Source organism: Enterobacter ludwigii, from assembly GCF_001750725.1.
GTDB classification, from domain to species: Bacteria; Pseudomonadota; Gammaproteobacteria; order Enterobacterales; family Enterobacteriaceae; genus Enterobacter; species Enterobacter ludwigii.
Genome location: NZ_CP017279.1, coordinates 4,035,354 through 4,055,274, shown reverse-complemented (window position 1 = coordinate 4,055,274; position 19,921 = coordinate 4,035,354). Strand labels below are relative to the sequence as shown.

Genomic DNA, 19,921 nt, shown 5'->3' with positions numbered 1-19,921 from the left:
GCCAGGCAATAGCGCGCAGCACCCTAAGGATAGAGGGGCTTACGCCCCTCTTTTTAGGTCATTACGTCAGGTCTACCGAATTACCACCAGATTTCCATCTGGGCACCGAAGGTCCACTCGTCGGAGTCGCCACGGCTGAAGGTTTTCGCGGAAGTGTCGCTATACGCTACGCCGGAGGTGTAACCTGCGCCTGAGTCGTTGTTCGCATAGCCCCATTTCTCATCCCACTTCGCGTAGGTTGCGAAGACACGGATAGCCGGGCGAGACCAGATGCTGTCGCCTGCCTGCCATTGCTGTGCCAGGGTGATTTTGTATTGGCTGTTTTTCTCGTCAGTTTTCTGAGACTTAACGTTGTCGTAGCCCACTTCAAGCAGGGTGCTCATGATTGGCGTCCATTTGAACATTGGACGCACGCCAACAGTCCACCACTCTGTACCATTGTTGTTGTCACGATCGATATTCTGGTACATACCGACGTACATCAGGTCCCAACGGTCTGCCAGGGTGATTGCACCGTGGTCCAGCACACGCCACATGGAACCGTCGTTATCAATGCTACCGCCCTGCGGAATACCTTTGCCGTTAGAGGTCATGGAGTCCGTACCGTACTGCAGCACGAACTTGTTGAAGCCTTTCAACATGCTCTGGGTGTGCTCAGCGGTGAACAGCCAGCCGTCTTTAGAGGCGCCAGGCTGCAGATAGTAGTCGTCAGGAATGTTGGTGTGACCATAGTCAACACCCAGTTCCAGTGTACCACCCGGGTTGGTTTCCAGGCCGGCCAGACGGACGTCGAAGACATCGTTTGGTACTACGTTGTCATAAATACGGTCGCCGTTCGCATCACGATCGGCGAAGGTTGCAGAACCGCCGGACTCAGAAGAACGGGTCGCGGCCAGAGACAGTTTACCGAAGCCCAGATCGATGTTTTCGATACCCGCACCAGGACCAGAGATATCCCAGTAGTAGAAGTCGATCATGTGGACGTCATGACGCTGATAGAAACGCTTACCGGCCCAGATGGTGGAGCCTGGCAGCCATTCAATCAGGTTTTTACCCTGCACGTTTGCTTCACGGAAGGCCGGGCTGGTGGATTCCCAGTCATTCTGTTGAGAAACGGAATACGCAACGTTAGTGTCGAAATAGAAGCTCTTATCGCCCTCTTTCCACACTTCCTGACCCAGTTTCAGTTCGGCGTAGGTTTCACATTCGTTACCGAGACGGTATTTACTTTGTGCACCGGTTGCCTGGAAACATTGTTGTTCACCGCCACTCCCGGTCCAGCCAATGCCAGAACGAGCATAACCTTTAAAGTCCACGGCACCCGCGTGTGCAGACAAAATGCCTGCCGTCACGGCGATTGCCAGAGGAAGCTTGCGCAGAGTAATCATCATTCTATCTCCTGAGATCATTGCTTTTCTTTGTAATTGGAATGCTTAAACGCCTGGCTCTTTGTGCAACCGACGACATGCGGTGCCATCCTCACGGAACAGATGGCAACGCTCTGGCGGCAAACCGATAGCGAATGTGGCACCCTCTTCTACCAACACCACGTCATTCTGGCGGTAGACCAGGTTCTGACGGATGGCGGGGATCTGGATATGAATCTGTGTTTCGTGACCAAGTTGTTCGACGACCTGAACGTCACCTTCCAGCGTCACATCGGCGATGTGGCTCGGCAGTAAATGCTCAGGACGAATACCGAGGGACATATTGGCCCCCACCTGTACGTTGGCGCTGTCGACCGGCAGCCACACTTGCTGACGGTTTGGCAGCTCCACCTGTACCTGTTCAATGGCTGTCGCGGTCACTTTGACGGGCAGGAAGTTCATCTTTGGCGAGCCAATAAAGCCCGCAACAAAGCGGTCTGCCGGGTAGTGATAAAGCTCCAGCGGTTTACCCACCTGCGCCACGCGACCGGCGTCCAGCACCACAATTTTGTCGGCCAGCGTCATCGCTTCGACCTGATCGTGGGTGACGTAAATCATCGTGCGGCCAAGACGTTTGTGCAGACGGGAGATTTCGATACGCATCTGGACGCGCAGGGCGGCATCCAGGTTAGAAAGCGGTTCATCGAGCAGGAACACACGCGGTTCGGCGACCAGCGTACGGCCAATTGCCACACGCTGACGCTGACCACCGGAGAGGGCTTTTGGTTTACGCTCAAGCAGGTGTGCCAGCTGTAACACTTCCGCCACCTGCGTGACGCGCTGGTTAATCACCTCTTTTTTCGCGCCCGCCAGCTTCAGACCGAAGGACATGTTCTCGGCTACGGAAAGGTGGGGATAGAGTGCATAAGACTGGAAAACCATGCCGACGCCACGTTCGGCAGGCGGAATGTCATTCATTCGGGTATCACCAATCAGCAAATCGCCGCTGGTGATGGTTTCAAGACCGGCAATCATACGCAGCAGAGTTGATTTACCGCAGCCAGATGGGCCGACAAATACCACGAATTCACCTTCGTGGATGTCCAGATTGATGTCTTTCGACACCACAACGTCACCCCAGGCTTTCGTTACATTACGCAGCTGTACGCTCGCCATGCCCTTCTCCCTTCGTTACAACCTGTCACCGACAGAAACATTCAAGATAAGTTCACTATGGGGTATCCATTACTTTCGTGAATCCTCCACCCCCCGGCTTTTTTATGGGGGAGGAGGCGGGAGGATGAGAGAGCAGGCTCTGCGACCGCCGCTGGAGGGCTGAGGCGAAATTCGTGAAGCCACCTGCAAAATTCACTGTGTTTTTATGTGCGCCAGCACTCATAACTTAAATTTATGTAACGGAGATCACACAAACGGGGGGTGGGGCGTAGGGGTTGGGAGGATGGAAAGAGGATGTCAAATAAGGAGACTGAGTCACGTTGAACCACCTCAGTGTATCCACGAGCACATCACCAAAAAAGGATGGCAGATATGAAGATCAAGACTGGCGCACGCGTTTTCGCATTGTCCGCCCTTGCAGCAATGATGATTTCCGCACCGGCTCTCGCCAAAATTGAAGAAGGTAAGCTGGTTATCTGGATTAACGGCGATAAAGGCTATAACGGCCTGGCCGAAGTGGGCAAGAAATTCGAGAAAGACACCGGTATCAAAGTTACCATTGAACACCCGGACAAACTGGAAGAGAAATTCCCGCAGGTGGCTGCAACGGGTGACGGTCCGGACATCATCTTCTGGGCACATGACCGTTTCGGTGGCTACGCGCAGTCGGGTCTGCTGGCTGAAGTGACGCCAGACAAAGCTTTCCAGGACAAACTGTACCCGTTCACCTGGGATGCCGTTCGCTATAATGGCAAGATCATCGCTTACCCAATCGCGGTAGAAGCGCTGTCTCTGATTTACAACAAAGACCTGGTACCCAACCCACCGAAAACCTGGGAAGAGATCCCGAAACTGGATAAAGAGCTGAAGGCGAAAGGTAAGAGCGCGCTGATGTTCAACCTGCAGGAACCGTACTTCACCTGGCCGCTGATTGCTGCCGACGGCGGTTACGCGTTCAAATTTGAAAACGGCAAATATGACGTGAAAGACGTGGGCGTGGACAACGCTGGCGCGAAAGCAGGCCTGATCTTCCTGGTTGACCTCATCAAGAACAAACACATGAACGCGGATACCGACTACTCCATCGCAGAAGCGGCGTTCAACAAAGGCGAAACCGCGATGACCATCAACGGTCCGTGGGCCTGGACCAACATCGACAAGAGCAAAATCAACTACGGCGTAACCCTGCTGCCAACCTTTAAAGGCAAGCCGTCTAAACCGTTTGTTGGCGTGCTGAGCGCAGGTATTAACGCTGCCAGCCCGAACAAAGAGCTGGCGAAAGAGTTCCTGGAAAACTACCTGCTGACCGATCAGGGTCTGGATGAAGTGAACAAGGACAAACCGCTGGGCGCGGTTGCGCTGAAATCCTTCCAGGATCAGCTGGCGAAAGACCCACGTATCGCGGCAACCATGGATAACGCCCAGAAAGGCGAAATCATGCCGAACATCCCACAAATGGCAGCGTTCTGGTACGCCACCCGTACCGCCGTCATCAACGCAGCAAGCGGTCGTCAGACGGTTGATGCTGCGCTGAAAGATGCTCAGGGTCGTATCACGAAGTAAGGCTTTTATCCCCTCTCTCCCCTGCGGAGAGAGGGAGAACAAAATGTGTTGTAGAGGAAGAACCCCATGGATGTCATTAAAAAGAAACACTGGTGGCAAAGCTCTGCCCTGAAGTGGTCTGTAATGGGTCTGCTGTGTCTGCTGGTGGGTTACCTTGTTGTTTTAATGTACGTACAAGGGGAATATCTGTTCGCCATCATGACGCTGATTTTAAGCTCTGCTGGCCTGTATATTTTCGCCAACCGTAAAGCCTATGCCTGGCGATATGTTTACCCGGGCGTGGCCGGGATGGGTCTGTTTGTCCTGTTCCCGCTGATTTGTACCATTGCTATCGCGTTCACCAACTACAGCAGCACCAACCAGCTTGCGCAGGAACGCGCCCAACAGGTGCTGATGGACCGCTCTTATCAGGCGGGCAAAACCTTTAACTTCGGCCTGTATCCTGCGGGCAGCGAGTGGAAGTTAGCACTCACTGACGAAGAAACCGGCAAAAATTATGTCTCTGACGCTTTCAAATTTGGCGGCGAGCAGAAGCTGGCCTTAAAAGAGGCTGCGGCCCTGCCGGAAGGCGAACGCGCTAACCTGCGCATCATTACGCAGAACCGTCAGGCGCTGACGCAGCTTACCGCCCAACTGCCGGACGAAAGCAAAGTGACCATGAGTTCACTGCGCCAGTTCTCCGGGACACAACCGCTCTATACGCTGGCGGACGACGGCACGCTGACCAACAACCAGAGCGGCGTGAAGTACCGTCCAAACAACGACATTGGTTTCTACCAGTCCATTACGGCTGATGGCAAATGGGGTGATGACAAGCTCAGCCCGGGCTACACCGTGACGATAGGCTGGGACAACTTCACCCGCGTCTTCACCGATGAAGGGATCCAGAAACCGTTCTTCGCCATCTTTGTCTGGACCGTGGTGTTCTCCATACTGACGGTGATCCTGACCGTTGCCGTGGGCATGGTGCTGGCGTGTCTGGTGCAGTGGGAATCTCTGAAAGGGAAAGCCATTTACCGCGTGCTGCTTATTCTGCCGTATGCCGTCCCGTCGTTTATCTCGATTCTGATTTTCAAAGGGCTGTTTAACCAGAGCTTCGGTGAAATCAACATGATGCTGAGCGCGCTGTTCGGCATCAAACCGGCCTGGTTCAGCGACCCGATCACCGCCCGCTCGATGATTATCATCGTGAACACCTGGCTCGGTTATCCGTACATGATGATCCTGTGCATGGGCCTGCTGAAGGCAATTCCGGACGATTTGTACGAAGCCTCGGCAATGGATGGCGCGGGTCCGTTCCAGAATTTCTTTAAGATTACGCTGCCGCTGCTCATTAAGCCGCTGACGCCGCTGATGATTGCCAGCTTTGCCTTCAACTTTAACAACTTCGTGCTGATTCAGCTGTTGACCAACGGTGGGCCTGACCGTCTTGGCACCACCACGCCGGCAGGCTATACCGACCTGCTCGTCAGCTACACCTACCGTATCGCCTTCGAAGGCGGCGGCGGTCAGGACTTCGGTCTGGCGGCAGCGATTGCCACCCTGATCTTCCTGCTGGTTGGCGCTCTGGCGATTGTGAACCTGAAAGCAACACGCATGAAATTTGACTAAGGAGGGCACAGAATATGTCTATGGTCCAACCCAAATCTCAGAAACTGCGCCTCTTCGCGACGCATTTAGGGCTGCTGATTTTTATCGCGGCAATCATGTTCCCGCTGCTGATGGTCATCGCCATCTCCCTGCGTGCCGGTAACTTCGCGACCGGGAGCCTGATCCCGGATGAAATCTCCTGGGAGCACTGGAAGTTAGCGCTGGGCTTCAGCGTTGAACACGCGGATGGCCGCGTCACGCCACCGCCGTTCCCGGTGCTGTTATGGCTGTGGAACTCGGTGAAAATTGCCGGGATTACCGCGATTGGAATTGTCGCACTCTCCACGACCTGTGCTTACGCCTTTGCCCGTATGCGTTTCCCGGGTAAAGCCACGCTGCTGAAAGGGATGCTGATTTTCCAGATGTTCCCGGCAGTACTGTCACTGGTGGCGTTGTATGCCTTGTTTGACCGACTGGGCCAGTATGTGCCGTTTATCGGCCTGAACACCCACGGTGGCGTCATCTTCGCCTATCTTGGCGGTATCGCGCTGCATGTGTGGACCATCAAAGGGTATTTCGAAACCATCGACGGCTCGCTGGAAGAAGCGGCGGCGCTGGATGGCGCGACCCCGTGGCAGGCATTCCGTCTGGTGCTTCTGCCGCTGTCGGTGCCGATCCTGGCGGTGGTCTTTATCCTGTCGTTTATCGCAGCCATCACCGAAGTGCCGGTCGCTTCCCTGTTACTGCGTGATGTCAACAGCTATACGCTGGCCGTCGGTATGCAGCAATACCTCAATCCGCAGAACTATTTGTGGGGCGACTTTGCGGCGGCGGCTGTACTCTCCGCCATCCCTATCACCGTCGTGTTCCTGCTGGCGCAGCGCTGGCTGGTGAATGGCCTGACGGCGGGCGGTGTGAAAGGTTAAGTTTCATTTGTTATGCCACTGCAACCCTCAACTTTAGACGTATTGTATTGACCCAACTTGTGACTGTTGTTAGGCGGCCTCCGGGCCGCCATTTTTTTATTCCCGTTTCAGCCGTTTCGAATTGCACAGCCAGAGCGTGATCACCAGCAGCAGGATCGCCGCCGAATAGATCAGTACGTCGAGCGGGGAGGTATGATCCACGATGATCAGCCGCACAATCGCGGTGATCCCGATGTAAACAAAATAGCGTAGCGGGAAGTGAAAGCCCGACTGGAAATACTTCACAATCAGCGCGATAAATTCAAAGTAGAGAAAGTAGACCACCAGGCCTTCCACCAGCTCATATTTGCTGGTTTGTTCAGGGGCGAACAGCACATCCGCCAGATGCACCGTCTCTTTGCCTAAAAAGACGACCAGTATCAGGCCAAGGCTCAGCAGACCGAGGTTCAGCACGGTCTGGAGGATTGTTGAGATAAACTCAACGCGCGGGCGAGTCAGGGATGTCATAGAGCACCTCATTCTCCAGGGCGAGGTTCCTGTATAACGCAAAAATGTGACGGTGATCTATATTTTTTGTTTATATTATGTTCAGCGCTGTGGCATGTTGCACTGTGACACGCTTATTTCGACGAAGGGATGATGAAATTAACCATTCAACGCGCCACCGTGGATGATGCAAAACAGCTGAGTGAAATGGGTTATGCCAGCTACCGGCATCACTTTGGGCATCTATGGGAAAGCCAGACAGAGCTTGCCGCCTTTCTTGAACAGGAATACGCGCCGCAGGCGATAGCAGACAGCCTGATGCAGCCGGGCACTTACTGGCTCATTGCCAGCGCACAGACACCCGTCGGTTTCGCAAAATTCTCAACCCAGCAGACCATCGAGCCCGAGGGGCTGACGGGTACGCTCCTGCATAAACTCTATTTATTGCCGGATGCCACAGGACACCGCTACGGCGAGCAACTCCTTGCGGAAGTGATTCGCCAGGCAAAAGCCTGCTCGGAAAATCTGCTGTGGCTGGAAGTCCTCGAAAAGAACCCTCGCGCACGCCGGTTTTACGAAGCGCAGGGGCTGAAACATGTCAAAGACACCCTCTTCGTCACTGCGGCGCAAACCAGCACCCTCCATATTATGTCGATGCCAGTCTAAGGAGATGTATGCCAGAGCAACGCCAGGCGGCTATTCGTCATGTTGTCTGCGGCGAAAACGTCGTCATTTACGAACCCGCGAATCTTTATGAATGTTCGCTGGGCGATAACGTCTTTATCGGCCCGTTTGTTGAAATCCAGGCTAACTCGCACATCGGTGCTGACAGCAAAATTCAGTCCCATACCTTCATCTGCGAGTACGTCACCGTCGGCGAGCGCTGTTTCATTGGCCATGGGGTGATGTTCGCCAACGATATGTTCCGCGACGGTAAACCCAATGCCGACCGGCGCAGCTGGGGACACATTCGCGTGGGCAACGACGTTTCAATCGGCAGCGGGGCCACCATTCTGGCTGTCTCAATTTGCGATGGGGCGGTGATTGGGGCGGGAAGCGTGGTGACAAAGTCCATCACCGAGAAAGGGGTTTACGCCGGGAACCCGGCGAGACTGTTGCGGCGTTTGTAAGGTGCCCGGCAGGCGTAACGCTACCGGGCACTCACGCATCATCTGAAGTTGATGTTCTTATCGCTGGTCATGTCGTACAGCTGGAATTTACGACCCAGCTGCTGACCACCGTCACGCGTCAGCGGCGTCCAGCCAATTGCCGCACGGCTGCGGGTTGGGCCTGACGAGAACAGATCCAGCGGAATGGAGACGTACACGCCTTTGGTGAAGTCCCCTTCCCCGTACTCGTCCGGCGAGACGTTAGTGATCGTGGCATAGCCACCGACCACCACACCGCTGTCGAAGTGTTTAGAGATATCCAGCGTGCCACCTTTATCCCCCGCCAGATACTGACCAACGCTGGCTTTCACCAGTACATCCGGGGCAAACGACGGCGTCCAGTAGGCCGTCAGGTGGCCGGTTTTAACGCTGTAGTCGGTGAACTTCATCATGTCCTGCGCGCTGCGCCAGTCACGCTGTTTCACGTAGTTGGCATCAAGACCAAACGCCCAGTTGCTGTCTACCGGACGGTAGAGCACTTCAGCCCCCGCGCCGCCAAACATCGTTTCCAGATAACCGCCGTAAACCTGGCCGTAGAAACCGTTACCAAAGTACTGGAAGTAGTTGGCCTGCAGGTTGTTTACGTAAGCGTCGTTCTGCACATATTCACGTACGCGAGTACGCACGCGCGGCAGCTTCGAGTCGTTCGGCGGGTTGGTATAGTTGAACTTGTCGTAGTTGTTGGCAAGGTTACCGAACAGGCTGCCGGTGGTCAGCAGGTGGTCGGTGACCCACAGATCCGCCGTCGCCATGACGCCCAGCTGATACATGTAGAAGTTTTCTGGCCCACCGACAGACTGGTTCAGTACCGGATCGATATGGAAATCAAAGCGCGACTTATCGATATACCAGCCCTGCTCGGTGGTGTCTGGCACCACTGGCTCAACGCGTTTTTGCACCAGCTCGGTTTCATGCCCAAGCGGTTCGCCTTCCAGATGGCGCTTAAGGCTGGCGACATCCGTTTCCGTCGTGACCTGCGGCATGTTCAGACGGTTTTCGGTCACGCGGATCGTGCTGATCCCGTCCGGCAGATCGTTCATGATGATCCGGTTGGCGCGTTCGATCCCTTCCCGCGAGTCGCGGTATTTCACCTGCTCGCCGGTCACGTACAGCGTATCACCTTTCACCTGAATCTTCGGATCCGCCAGACCGGCGTTGTATTTCAGCAGTGTCAGCTGGTTCGCCACGACGGAGTGCTGCAGAATGGCATCCTGCGGCTCCGGCTGGTAGGCAGGGCGCGCGTTGTCGTTGTAGTGTGGCCGCATATCGTTAAAGTTGGTACGCAGCGTCACGCCAAACATCACGGTATTGCCACGCTCATAGCTGAGGTTAACGTCAGCCCAGTCAGCCACACGGTAAATGGCACCGACGTTAAATTTGCTCTTCTGCTCAATCTTGCCGGCGAAATCCTGTGAATAATCATTCCCTTCGTATTCCAGCTTCAGGCGCAGCGGCTGCCAGGGCGTCTGGTACTCTACGCCACCAAACAGCGAGGCCGGGCCGTGGAACATCTGGTCGCCGTTGATGGAGCCCGCTTTTTGATAGCTGTTATCGCGATAGCAATATTTGTCGCTGTAGGAGCAAAACGGGTTTTTCACGTTGCCGCTGGTGCCCAGATACCCCCAGCCGAGACCGAGCGAAAAATCAAACGGTCCCCAGGCTTTGCTGGCCACCACATATTCCGCATCAAACAGACCGGTACCGCCGATATCCCGCGCGCCAACGGAGACCTGCGGCATCCAGTAGCTCTCTTCCCACAGACGCAGCTTCACGTCGAACGCTTTATCTTTGTAGGTCTGATCGCCGGAGAAAGACTCGACGCTGCTGTACCGTTTGGTGCGCACGTCAGTGTAGCGCAGCGTGGTTTCGAGCCACGGAAACAGCTGTACAGCGGCGGAGTAGTAGCGATACTGATCGTTATCACGGTAGTTGAGGCTGATTTCCCCTTCCCGCGCCATGCGCGCGGTAGGCGTTTGCAGTAAACCGACGCCGCCGAAGTCTGACTGAGACGGGCCAATGGGTGCCGGATACGTTTCTGCATGGCAGGCGGCACTCACGCACAACGCCAGCATGCTATAGAGATAGGTTCTTTTCATTATTCCGGTATCCGCTGTTTCAGGGAGTGAAGGATATCGGCGTTCAGCCCGTCATATGTCTTCGTCCAGAAATGGTCGGCAAAACCGACAAAAATGACGCTGCCTGGCATCGGTTCGATATGGCGTTTATTCCAGTAGGCTACCGGTGCTTTCTGCGTTTGGCCGTCCGGGTACACCACCCATGCGTAGCTCTTATCCGCACCGCTCAACAAATTTTGTTCATCGAGATAGCTCGCCACATCGCGACCCGGCATAAACGGCTTATTACCCGGACTGCTGACAAGCCCGAACACGGTAATGGTAGAAGGCTGAACAGGTAGCCAGAGCGTGTACTCGCCTTCCAGTGACGGGTTAGCCGTTTCCGCGACGCGAACGTGGTCCGGATCGAGATTGACCGGCAACCGTCCGGTGACCTTCAGCGCCTTAAGCTGCTGGCGAAGGCTGTTAATGGCCGCCGCGTCGTCACCCTCTTCCTGCTCCGCCAGCCCTGTCAGCCTGGCGAGCAGCGCGTTATGTTGTTGCTCCGCCACCACCGTCGCCTGTCGTTCACTGATGACCGCACCCGGCCACCAGCTGTTCGCCAGCCTTGGCTGGCCGACGAGATCGATCAAGTGTCCGGCGTTGGCCAATGTTTTAGGCTTCGTATTGTCCTGCGTATAGACTTTCACCGTCCCGGCAGACCATGCGAGCGGCGTAGCAAAGCTTGCGATCAGCGCAACGCGAATTAGTGTTTTCATGATTTCGCGGCCTTGATCAGCGTGGTTTTGACCGGGAAGAATCCGGCACCCAGATACTGTAACGACTGGCGTATCTGGCCGTCATCGTCCACCCAGAAGCGGTTATGCCAGGTTGCCTGATCGGTAGTGACCTCTTCATCCAGCACGCGAACCCGGGTTTCGTCGCTGCCCACGTTGACGCTGTCCGTGCCATCCCAGCGGAAGGTGGAGCGGGCGGTGGCATAGCGAACCTGCTTGTGTTCGGTCCAGCCCATCGTGCGGGTCCAGCTTGCCCCGTCGGTTATCTGGTTCGGCTTGTTCAGCGGATCGGCGGCGAGATTGTTGACTTCAAGCAGGTTGTCGCCCCCGAGCAGGGTTTTCACGATACGGCTATGCTGCGTTACGATGGTGGCCTGATCCTGCGTCACCCATTTCTGCTGCCCGTTTTCATCGAAAGCGAGCACCACAAACAGCTGTGGGCCATCGTTGAGCTGCATGTACTGACTGGCATAGGGCATGTTCTGAAGTTCGTCATCGGTCAGATGCACGCCCGGCGTACCGAACATGCTTTCCCACAGTGAATGGCCCAGCCCTTTGGTGGTGGCCGAGCACGCCTGCAAAAGCAGACAAATCAGGATGATCCCAGGTCGCTTCACGACTCTTCTCCGCATTATTGCCGGGTGATGCTGCGCTTACCCGGTCTACAGGTCCCGAAGGCTACTGAAAAGCCAGAATAACCACACCGAAGTGTGGTTATGATTAAAACACCCGTTATTACTGGGTGCTGGTGGTCGTGGTGGTCGTGGTTCCGGTATTGGAGCCATCACCGCCACCGGTTGCCGCCAGGGCGACACCCACGGCTGAACTTACGGTGCTGGCGCTGGACGCGGTAGAAATCCCCGCAGACGCAGACGTCGCAGCCGAACCTGCCGCTTCTCCGACCTGAACCGGAGCCGCATTAACAGATGTCGCCGCAAGCGCAGATATGGCGAAAATGCCATACAGTACTTTCTTCATAAGAATTTCCCTTCATTTAATGAATGGAGATTTGCCCAAAAAGAATTTCAGGCGGATTCGAGTATACACAACTAAAGGTGAGGGTTTGCCGTAGGGGTAAATAGAAGAAGGGTTTTCGGACAATTGGATAAAATGGAAACAAAAGGACGATTAGATAATAATATAGCCCATAAAAATCAACAACATAGAATTATATCCAGTGGCAATAATTATCCGTATTTTCCTAAAATAAACCGCAGCAATTAACAGGTTAACGGCTATTTTCAGATTAAACTCACTACAGGAATTTGAGTTTAATAACAGACATCAGGAATTATCCGATAAAAAAATGCCGGCATTTCGCCGGCACTTTTTCATGACACTTTAATTACGCGCGCCATGCTTTATAACGGTTGATCAGACCATTTGTGGAGCTGTCGTGGCTGTTAATCGCGTTATCGTCACCCAGTTCAGGCAGGATACGGTTTGCCAGCTGTTTACCCAGCTCAACGCCCCACTGGTCAAAGGTGAAGATGTTCAGGATAGCGCCCTGAGTGAAGATCTTATGCTCGTACAGGGCAATCAGCGCACCCAGGCTGAACGGCGTAATTTCGCGCAGCAGGATGGAGTTGGTTGGACGGTTGCCTTCGAACACTTTGAACGGCACAACGTGGTCCAGCGTGGCCGGATCTTTACCCTGTTCGCGGTATTCCTGCTCAACCACGTCACGAGACTTACCGAACGCCAGCGCTTCAGTCTGTGCGAAGAAGTTAGACAGCAGCTTCGGATGGTGGTCTGACAGCGGGTTATGGGTAATGGCCGGGGCGATGAAATCGCACGGAACCATTTTGGTGCCCTGGTGGATCAGCTGATAGAACGCATGCTGGCCGTTAGTGCCTGGCTCGCCCCAGATGATTGGGCCAGTCTGGTAATCCACGGCGTTACCGTTACGGTCAACGTATTTACCGTTGGATTCCATGTTGCCCTGCTGGAAGTAGGCCGCAAAACGGTGCATGTACTGGTCGTATGGCAGAATCGCTTCGGTTTCAGCCCCGAAGAAGTTGTTGTACCAGATACCAATCAGCGCCAGCAGCACAGGCAGATTTTTCTCAGGTGCGGTGGTGGAGAAGTGTTTATCCATCGCATGCGCGCCGGAGAGCAGCTCAACGAAGTTGTCGAAGCCGACGGAGAGGATGATCGACAGGCCGATAGCGGACCACAGAGAGTAACGCCCCCCCACCCAGTCCCAGAACTCGAACATGTTCGCGGTGTCGATACCGAACTCGCTAACGGCTTTCCCGTTGGTCGACAGCGCGGCGAAGTGTTTCGCCACGTGCTTGTTGTCGCCTGCGGTTTTCAGGAACCAGTCGCGCGCGCTGTGGGCGTTGGTCATGGTTTCCTGAGTGGTGAAGGTTTTAGACGCGACCAGGAACAGGGCCGTTTCCGGATTCACGTTCTTCAGCACCTCGGCAATGTGGGTACCATCGACGTTAGAAACAAAGTGCATGTTGAGGTGGTTTTTGTATGGGCGCAGCGCTTCGGTGACCATGAATGGGCCAAGGTCAGACCCGCCGATACCGATGTTAACGACATCCGTAATCGGTTTGCCGGTGTAGCCTTTCCAGCTTCCGGAGATGATCGCTTCAGAGAAAGCTTTCATCTTTTCCAGCACCGCGTTCACTTCCGGCATCACATCTTTGCCGTCAACGACAATCGGAGTATTGCTACGGTTACGCAGCGCCACGTGCAGCACGGCACGGTCTTCGGTGCGGTTGATCTTCTCACCGGAGAACATGGATTTGATGGCGTCGGCCAGCTCAGTCTCTTTCGCCAGATCCTGCAGCTTCGCCAGCGTTTCTTCGGTAATGCGGTTTTTGGAGAAATCCACCAGCATCAGGTCATCGAAGGTCGCGGAGAACTTATTGAAACGATCGGCATCTTTCGCGAACAGGTCCGCGATGGTGACGTCTTTCATTTCATCATAATGTTTCTGTAGTGCCTGCCAGGCAGCGGTCTGCGTTGGGTTGATGTTTTTCATTAGCAATACTCTTCTGATTTGAGAATTGTGACTGCGGTCGATTGTAGCGCCTGCAAATAAAAATTGTGATGGTTTTTATGCCATTGCCCTGGCCTGCATCAAACACAGGTGAAAAGACCCGAAAAGTATAGCTGCTGAAACGCCCTTCAGGGGCGGCGAAATGTCGGTCAAAAGGCGGTAAAAAGGAGCATAAAATATGGCCCTGTTATAAGTCCTGTTACTGAGGGGTACCCCCCCATAAAAAATCCGCATAATCCCAGCATTGACAGGACCTCCCCCACATTTTATTTATAGGGCCGTATTTTGCGCCTGCACCTGTTCTCGTTTCATTCTTGTGCCAAGGTCGCTTTATTCATTCCCTGACACGAGGTTGTTATGACGAGTTTTGTGGTCGCCAAATTTGGCGGCACCAGTGTGGCCGATTACGATGCCATGAACCGCAGCGCCGATGTGGTGCTGGCCGATCCGAATACCCGCCTGGTGGTGCTTTCCGCCTCTGCTGGCGTGACGAACCTGCTGGTTTCTCTGTCTGAAGGACTGGAAGCAACCGAACGTTTCGTTAAGCTGGACGCACTGCGCAAAATTCAGTTCAACATCCTTGAACGTCTGCAGAATCCGAACGTGATCCGTGAGGAAGTGGAACGCCTGCTGGAAAATATCACTACCCTGGCTGAAGCCGCCTCTCTGGCGACCTCCACCGCGCTGACCGATGAACTGGTCAGCCACGGCGAGCTGATGTCCACGCTGCTGTTCGTGGAGATCCTCCGCGAGCGTAACGTCCATGCCCAGTGGTTTGACGTGCGTAAAGTCATGCGCACCAGCGATCGCTTTGGCCGTGCCGAGCCGGATGTTGAAATGCTGGCCGAGCTGACCCAGCAGCAGCTGGCTCCGCGCCTGGCAGAAGGGATGGTGATCACTCAGGGCTTTATCGGTAGCGAAGCCAAAGGCCGTACAACTACGCTTGGCCGCGGCGGCAGTGACTATACGGCAGCCCTGCTCGGCGAAGCGCTGCATGCCACCCGTGTGGATATCTGGACTGACGTGCCGGGTATTTACACCACCGACCCGCGCGTGGTCTCTGCGGCGAAACGCATTGATGTGATCGCGTTTGAAGAGGCGGCAGAAATGGCCACCTTCGGCGCGAAAGTATTGCACCCGGCGACGCTGTTGCCGGCCGTGCGCAGCGATATCCCGGTCTTCGTTGGCTCCAGTAAGGATCCCAAAGCAGGCGGTACGCTGGTGTGCAAGAAAACCGAAAACCCGCCATTGTTCCGAGCGCTGGCCCTGCGCCGCCGCCAGACGCTGGTGACGCTGCACAGCCACAATATGCTGCATTCTCGCGGTTTCCTGGCGGAAGTGTTTGGCATCCTCGCGCGCCATAATATCTCCGTGGATTTGATCACCACATCCGAAGTGAGCATCGCGCTGACGCTGGACACCACTGGCTCCACGTCAACCGGCGACACCCTGCTGACGCAGTCGTTGCTGATCGAACTCTCTGAGTTGTGCCGCGTGGAAGTGGAAGAAGATCTGGCGCTGGTTGCCATCATCGGCAACAAGCTGTCGCGTGCCTGCGGCGTGGGCAAAGAGGTCTTCGGCGTACTCGACCCGTTCAGCATTCGTATGATTTGCTACGGCGCCTCCAGCTACAACCTCTGCTTCCTGGTGCCAGCCGATCAGGCCGAGCAAGTCGTGCAAAAACTTCATCAGAATTTGTTTGAATAAAATTCGTTAGCACGATAAACAATATCTATAAGCCGGGCACAGACCCGGCTTTTTTATAACTAAACAACACGACAATACTGCAAGGACTATCTATGTTATCCGCCATCACCCGGCTGTTCCCGTTGTGGGCACTGCTGCTTTCCGTACTCGCGTATTACACTCCCACCCACTTTACGGGCATTGGCCCATGGGTCACGACGCTGCTGATGCTGATTATGCTCGGCATGGGCGTACACCTGAAAATTGACGACTTCAAACGCGTTCTGTCGCGCCCGGCCCCCGTAGCGGCAGGGATTTTCCTGCACTACCTGGTCATGCCGCTTGCGGCCTGGCTGCTGGCCATGGCCTTTAAAATGCCGCCAGATTTATCCGCCGGTATGGTGCTGGTCGGCAGCGTGGCCAGCGGCACGGCATCCAATGTGATGATTTACCTGGCAAAAGGTGATGTGGCGCTCTCGGTGACCATCTCTTCCGTTTCAACGCTGGTGGGCGTGATTGCCACGCCGCTGTTAACGCGTCTGTATGTGGATGCGCAGATTCAGGTAGACGTCATGGGGATGCTGCTCAGTATTCTGCAGATTGTGGTGATCCCGATTGCGCTGGGCCTGGTGATTCACCATCTGTTCCCGCGCGTGGTCAAAGCCGTTGAACCGTACCTGCCTGCCTTCTCGATGGTCTGTATTCTGGCCATCATCAGCGCCGTGGTTGCCGGCTCTGCATCGCACATTGCCTCAGTGGGCTTTGTGGTGATCATCGCGGTGGTGTTGCATAACACCCTTGGTCTTTTGGGCGGTTACTGGGGCGGGAAGCTGTTTGGTTTCGACGAATCCACCTGTCGTACGCTGGCAATCGAAGTGGGGATGCAAAACTCGGGGCTGGCCGCAGCTCTGGGCAAGATCTACTTCTCGCCGCTGGCGGCCCTGCCGGGTGCGCTGTTCTCCGTCTGGCATAATCTGTCCGGCTCGCTGCTGGCAGGCTACTGGTCAGGCAAACCCATTAATGAGCCCGCGAAAAAAGATGCAGTGAAACAGGGTTAATTTCCTTCGCTTGCTTTACACTGGAGCCTCCCCTTCAGGAGGCTTCAGCAATGGCTACACCACGTTTGACCCAGAAAGACATGACGGAAGCTGAGCAGCGCGAACTGAAAACGCTCCTCGACCGCGCTCGTATCGCCCATGGCCGCACGCTGACTAATGCCGAAACCAATCAGGTTAAAAAAGAGTACATCGATAAATTAATGGCTCAGCGTGAAACTGAGGCGAAACAAGCCCGCAAGCTGAAAAAAGAGCAGGCTTATAAACCCGATAAAGAAGCGACCTTTTCCTGGTCAGCCAATACCTCACCCCGTGGAAGGCGCTAATTAGCGCCCTTTCTTTTTACGGCCCGGCTGGACGAAGCGTTTGCCCGCAGGCTTGCCGCGGCTTTTCTCTTCTGATGGCGGCGCTTTCACCACCGGGCGCTTAATGGCCTGGGTTTTCGGTTTGGCTTTCGTTTTTGGCTTCGCTTCAGACGATGAATTCTCGATGAGCCTGAACAGCTCAATCAGTTCGTCATCCGTTAAATCACGCCACTCGCCCAGTGGAATACCGGACAGACTCACGTTCATAATGCGCGTACGTTCGAGCTTCACCACGTCATAACCGAAGTGCTCGCACATCCGGCGGATCTGACGGTTTAAGCCCTGCACAAGGGTAATGCGGAAAGCAAACGGCGCCTCTTTCTTCACCTTGCACTTCTTCGTGACGGTCCCCAGAATCGGCACACCTGCGCCCATACCGCGGATAAAGTCGTCCGTGACCGGCTTATTGACCGTAACGATGTACTCTTTCTCGTGGTCGTTACCGGCACGCAGAATTTTGTTCACCAGATCGCCGTGGTTGGTCAGGAAAATCAGCCCCTGTGAGTCTTTATCAAGGCGGCCAATCGGGAAGATACGGCTGCTGTGATTAACGAAATCAACAATGTTGTCCCGCTCGCCGTCTTCCGTGGTACTGACGATGCCAACCGGCTTATTCAACGCGATAAATACCAGGTCTTCCGCATCACGCGGTTCAATGAGCTGACCATTCACTTTGACCACGTCACCGGGGACGACCTGGTCACCGATGGTGGCGCGTTTGCCGTTGAGGAACACGTTACCCTGTTCAATGTAACGGTCCGCCTCGCGACGTGAGCAGATCCCGCTCTCGCTAATGTATTTGTTTAATCGTGTTGATTGAGTTGGCAGCATAGTTTCTCCTGTAAAGGCGAAATATACCTTAGGTTTGGGCTGGTAAAAAGATTAGCCGACGGTTACCGGGCATCATGCCCGGCGTAAACCTGCTGGTTTTCAGGTTAACCGCCTTATAAAGGCGCTTTCAGAGATTAATATTCATCTCGATCGTCGTCTTCATCCGGCTGCTCCATGACGCTATAAGCGACCGCGCAGAATAACGAGTTGAGACGCTTCATGTCCCCCAGCAACCCCAGGTGCAGGGAGCTGGTTTCAATGCTCTGGACGTTCTGCTGGTGCAGTCGTTCAACGTGGGCGTGCGAGTAGCGCCGGTTGAGGATACGGAAGCGATGTTTGTTACGACGCAAACGGCGTGCGCTCGGTACGTCGCTGGAGAAGAAGACCAGCATTGCCAGCTTCAGGTTGCTCAGCAACTGCTCGTGCAGCGCCTCGAGCTCCTTCAGGCCTTCAACCGAGAAGGCGCGGCGCGCGGCAAGGGATTTGTCAGCAATTTCACTTCCCATACGCTCAACGATATCCGAGGCCTGCTCGAGGTTAAGCGACATTTCGATGATTTCCGCCCAGCGGCGGGACTCTTCCTCTGCCAGTTCATCCTGCGGAATACGCGCCAGGTAGAGCTTGATGGCGGTATAGAGCACGTTGATATCGTCCGCCAGCCTGCGCAGCTCTTTCTCTTCTCGCGGCTCTCCGTGCATGACCTTTTGCAGCCCTTCAAGCATCGTTTCCATGGCATCGCCCATGCGCAGCGTCTCGCGCGCGGCATTAGCCAGCGCCAGTGCCGGGGTATCCAGCGCGGAGGTGTCCAGATGCTTAGGTTTCAGACGCGCATCCAGCTCCGGTTCATCCCGGATAAGCCGTTCGCAGAAGCGGGCCATGGGTTCAGCAAAAGGCACCATCGCCAGACAACGCACCAGGTTGTAAAACACGTGGAAATAGATTACCAGCTCAGCCTTCGGTAACGGGAGATTGTCCATCAGGTTGGCCAGCGGATAGACAAACGGCAGAATAATCAGGCTGCCCACCAGCTTAAACAGCAGGCTTCCGAGCGCCACGCGCCGGGCAGCAGCGTTTGCGGCGCTGTTATTGAGCATCGCCAGCAGGCCAGAGCCAAGGTTGGCCCCGATCACCAGACACAGCGCGACCGGGAAAGAGATCGCCCCCGCGGCGGTTAACGTCGCCGTCAGCAGCACAGCGGCCAGGCTGGAGTAACTGACGATGGCAAATACCGCGCCGATCAACGCATCCAGCATGATGTCCCCGGTCAGCGAGGCAAAGATGACCTGAACGCCGTTGGCCTCGGTGATGGGGGTCACCGCCTGCACAATCAGCTCCAGCGCCAGCAGGATCAACCCAAGGCCAATCCCCACGCGGCCAAGCTGTCCGGCACGCGTCTGCTTACGGCCAAGGAAGAAGATGACACCGATAAAAATCAGCAGCGGCGACAGCCAGGAGAGATCGAAGGTCAAGATACGCGCCATCAGCGCGGTCCCCACGTCAGCGCCCAGCACAATGACCAGCGCGGGTGCCAGCGCCACCAGATCCTGCGCCACAAACGAGGTCACGAGCAGGGTCGTCGCATTACTGCTCTGCACCAGTGCCGTCACGCCGATGCCCGCGCAGAAGGCGAGCGGCTTCTTCTCAACGCTGCTGCTGAGAACGGTGCGTAAGCGCGCGCCAAAGACGCGCATAACGCCGGTACGGACAATATGCGTGCCCCATACCAGCAGTGCTACTGCGGAAAGCAAGTGTAACAGGGTCAGCACGGAAGGTTCTCCTCCTTATCGTTCTACGTTTTTATGATTCAGTATAAGGGTTTAAACGTAAGAAAGAGACAGGGCGC

The 19,921-nt window shown here is 55.2% G+C and carries 18 protein-coding genes; 8 read left to right on the top strand and 10 right to left on the bottom strand.

Going from position 1 to position 19,921, the window contains the following annotated elements; translation table 11 throughout:
- Positions 1-80 precede the first annotated feature (80 nt).
- Together BH714_RS19025 and malK are read right to left on the bottom strand one after the other, a co-directional pair.
- The gene (locus tag BH714_RS19025) at positions 81-1,391 is read right to left on the bottom strand and encodes a maltoporin (RefSeq protein WP_020882848.1); all 1,311 of its coding nucleotides are present in this window, start codon (positions 1,389-1,391) and stop codon (positions 81-83) included.
- Positions 1,392-1,433: 42 nt separating this feature from the next.
- Positions 1,434-2,543: a maltose/maltodextrin ABC transporter ATP-binding protein MalK gene (gene malK / locus BH714_RS19020; RefSeq protein ID WP_014168196.1), complete on the bottom strand. Its 1,110-nt coding sequence runs from the start codon at positions 2,541-2,543 to the stop codon at positions 1,434-1,436.
- A 372-nt stretch (positions 2,544-2,915) separates the two neighbouring features.
- Here malK and malE point away from each other — a divergent pair, with 372 nt between their 5' ends.
- From malE to malG, 3 genes are all read left to right on the top strand, one after another.
- The gene (malE, locus tag BH714_RS19015) at positions 2,916-4,106 is read left to right on the top strand and encodes a maltose/maltodextrin ABC transporter substrate-binding protein MalE (protein ID WP_040018680.1); all 1,191 of its coding nucleotides are present in this window, start codon (positions 2,916-2,918) and stop codon (positions 4,104-4,106) included.
- Positions 4,107-4,172: 66 nt separating this feature from the next.
- The gene (malF, locus tag BH714_RS19010) at positions 4,173-5,717 is read left to right on the top strand and encodes a maltose ABC transporter permease MalF (protein ID WP_020882850.1); all 1,545 of its coding nucleotides are present in this window, start codon (positions 4,173-4,175) and stop codon (positions 5,715-5,717) included.
- A 14-nt stretch (positions 5,718-5,731) separates the two neighbouring features.
- Positions 5,732-6,622 (top strand): maltose ABC transporter permease MalG, encoded by an 891-nt coding sequence (malG, locus tag BH714_RS19005; RefSeq protein ID WP_014168193.1) that lies wholly within the window; start codon positions 5,732-5,734, stop codon positions 6,620-6,622.
- Between the two features lie 96 nt (positions 6,623-6,718).
- Here malG and psiE read toward each other — a convergent pair whose 3' ends face one another.
- Complete coding sequence (gene psiE / locus BH714_RS19000) at positions 6,719-7,129, bottom strand: phosphate-starvation-inducible protein PsiE (protein WP_020882851.1); 411 nt, start codon at positions 7,127-7,129, stop codon at positions 6,719-6,721.
- 129 nt (positions 7,130-7,258) lie between these two features.
- Between psiE and BH714_RS18995 the strand changes: the two genes are divergently transcribed.
- On the top strand, positions 7,259-7,774 hold the full coding sequence (locus BH714_RS18995; RefSeq protein WP_025206401.1) for a GNAT family N-acetyltransferase: 516 nt from the start codon (positions 7,259-7,261) through the stop codon (positions 7,772-7,774).
- An 8-nt stretch (positions 7,775-7,782) separates the two neighbouring features.
- Positions 7,783-8,238 (top strand): acyltransferase, encoded by a 456-nt coding sequence (locus BH714_RS18990; RefSeq protein WP_020882853.1) that lies wholly within the window; start codon positions 7,783-7,785, stop codon positions 8,236-8,238.
- Positions 8,239-8,276: 38 nt separating this feature from the next.
- Here the strand turns inward: BH714_RS18990 and BH714_RS18985 are convergent, their stop codons facing one another.
- The 5 genes from BH714_RS18985 to pgi form a co-directional block, all read right to left on the bottom strand.
- The gene (locus BH714_RS18985; protein ID WP_014168189.1) at positions 8,277-10,373 is read right to left on the bottom strand and encodes a YjbH domain-containing protein; all 2,097 of its coding nucleotides are present in this window, start codon (positions 10,371-10,373) and stop codon (positions 8,277-8,279) included.
- Positions 10,373-11,113, bottom strand: coding sequence for a capsule biosynthesis GfcC family protein (locus tag BH714_RS18980; protein WP_040018679.1), 741 nt, complete (start codon positions 11,111-11,113; stop codon positions 10,373-10,375). Before BH714_RS18980 ends, BH714_RS18985 begins: the two co-directional genes overlap by 1 nt.
- Positions 11,107-11,745, bottom strand: a complete 639-nt coding sequence (locus tag BH714_RS18975; protein ID WP_025206403.1) for a YjbF family lipoprotein — start codon at positions 11,743-11,745, stop codon at positions 11,107-11,109. Before BH714_RS18975 ends, BH714_RS18980 begins: the two co-directional genes overlap by 7 nt.
- Positions 11,746-11,863: 118 nt before the next feature.
- Entirely contained in the window at positions 11,864-12,106 is a 243-nt protein-coding gene (gene yjbE / locus BH714_RS18970; protein WP_014168186.1) for an exopolysaccharide production protein YjbE, read from the bottom strand.
- A gap of 367 nt (positions 12,107-12,473) precedes the next feature.
- Complete coding sequence (gene pgi / locus BH714_RS18965) at positions 12,474-14,123, bottom strand: glucose-6-phosphate isomerase (RefSeq protein ID WP_040018678.1); 1,650 nt, start codon at positions 14,121-14,123, stop codon at positions 12,474-12,476.
- Positions 14,124-14,498: 375 nt separating this feature from the next.
- Between pgi and lysC the strand changes: the two genes are divergently transcribed.
- The 3 genes from lysC (at position 14,499) to BH714_RS18950 (ending at position 17,208) form a co-directional block, all read left to right on the top strand.
- A complete protein-coding gene (gene lysC / locus BH714_RS18960) occupies positions 14,499-15,848 on the top strand; it encodes a lysine-sensitive aspartokinase 3 (protein WP_014168184.1) in 1,350 nt (449 codons plus the stop codon).
- Between the two features lie 92 nt (positions 15,849-15,940).
- Positions 15,941-16,885: a ketopantoate/pantoate/pantothenate transporter PanS gene (gene panS, locus BH714_RS18955; RefSeq protein WP_014168183.1), complete on the top strand. Its 945-nt coding sequence runs from the start codon at positions 15,941-15,943 to the stop codon at positions 16,883-16,885.
- A gap of 50 nt (positions 16,886-16,935) precedes the next feature.
- Complete coding sequence (locus BH714_RS18950; RefSeq protein ID WP_014168182.1) at positions 16,936-17,208, top strand: YjbD family protein; 273 nt, start codon at positions 16,936-16,938, stop codon at positions 17,206-17,208.
- Here the strand turns inward: BH714_RS18950 and rluF are convergent, their stop codons facing one another.
- Both rluF and BH714_RS18940 read right to left on the bottom strand, forming a co-directional pair.
- Entirely contained in the window at positions 17,209-18,078 is an 870-nt protein-coding gene (rluF, locus tag BH714_RS18945) for a 23S rRNA pseudouridine(2604) synthase RluF (RefSeq protein ID WP_025206405.1), read from the bottom strand.
- Positions 18,079-18,212: 134 nt separating this feature from the next.
- Positions 18,213-19,844 carry a Na/Pi cotransporter family protein gene (locus tag BH714_RS18940; RefSeq protein WP_020882860.1) on the bottom strand — a complete coding sequence of 544 codons (1,632 nt, stop codon included), beginning with the start codon at positions 19,842-19,844 and terminating at the stop codon, positions 18,213-18,215.
- Positions 19,845-19,921 lie beyond the last annotated feature (77 nt).

Coding starts and splice junctions, on each gene's coding strand:
- BH714_RS19025 (WP_020882848.1), bottom strand. CDS start 1,391: ATGATGATTACTCTGCGCAAGCTTCCTCTGGCAATCGCCGTGACGGCA.
- malK (WP_014168196.1), bottom strand. CDS start 2,543: ATGGCGAGCGTACAGCTGCGTAATGTAACGAAAGCCTGGGGTGACGTT.
- malE (WP_040018680.1), top strand. CDS start 2,916: ATGAAGATCAAGACTGGCGCACGCGTTTTCGCATTGTCCGCCCTTGCA.
- malF (WP_020882850.1), top strand. CDS start 4,173: ATGGATGTCATTAAAAAGAAACACTGGTGGCAAAGCTCTGCCCTGAAG.
- malG (WP_014168193.1), top strand. CDS start 5,732: ATGTCTATGGTCCAACCCAAATCTCAGAAACTGCGCCTCTTCGCGACG.
- psiE (WP_020882851.1), bottom strand. CDS start 7,129: ATGACATCCCTGACTCGCCCGCGCGTTGAGTTTATCTCAACAATCCTC.
- BH714_RS18995 (WP_025206401.1), top strand. CDS start 7,259: ATGATGAAATTAACCATTCAACGCGCCACCGTGGATGATGCAAAACAG.
- BH714_RS18990 (WP_020882853.1), top strand. CDS start 7,783: ATGCCAGAGCAACGCCAGGCGGCTATTCGTCATGTTGTCTGCGGCGAA.
- BH714_RS18985 (WP_014168189.1), bottom strand. CDS start 10,373: ATGAAAAGAACCTATCTCTATAGCATGCTGGCGTTGTGCGTGAGTGCC.
- yjbE (WP_014168186.1), bottom strand. CDS start 12,106: ATGAAGAAAGTACTGTATGGCATTTTCGCCATATCTGCGCTTGCGGCG.
- pgi (WP_040018678.1), bottom strand. CDS start 14,123: ATGAAAAACATCAACCCAACGCAGACCGCTGCCTGGCAGGCACTACAG.
- lysC (WP_014168184.1), top strand. CDS start 14,499: ATGACGAGTTTTGTGGTCGCCAAATTTGGCGGCACCAGTGTGGCCGAT.
- panS (WP_014168183.1), top strand. CDS start 15,941: ATGTTATCCGCCATCACCCGGCTGTTCCCGTTGTGGGCACTGCTGCTT.
- BH714_RS18950 (WP_014168182.1), top strand. CDS start 16,936: ATGGCTACACCACGTTTGACCCAGAAAGACATGACGGAAGCTGAGCAG.
- rluF (WP_025206405.1), bottom strand. CDS start 18,078: ATGCTGCCAACTCAATCAACACGATTAAACAAATACATTAGCGAGAGC.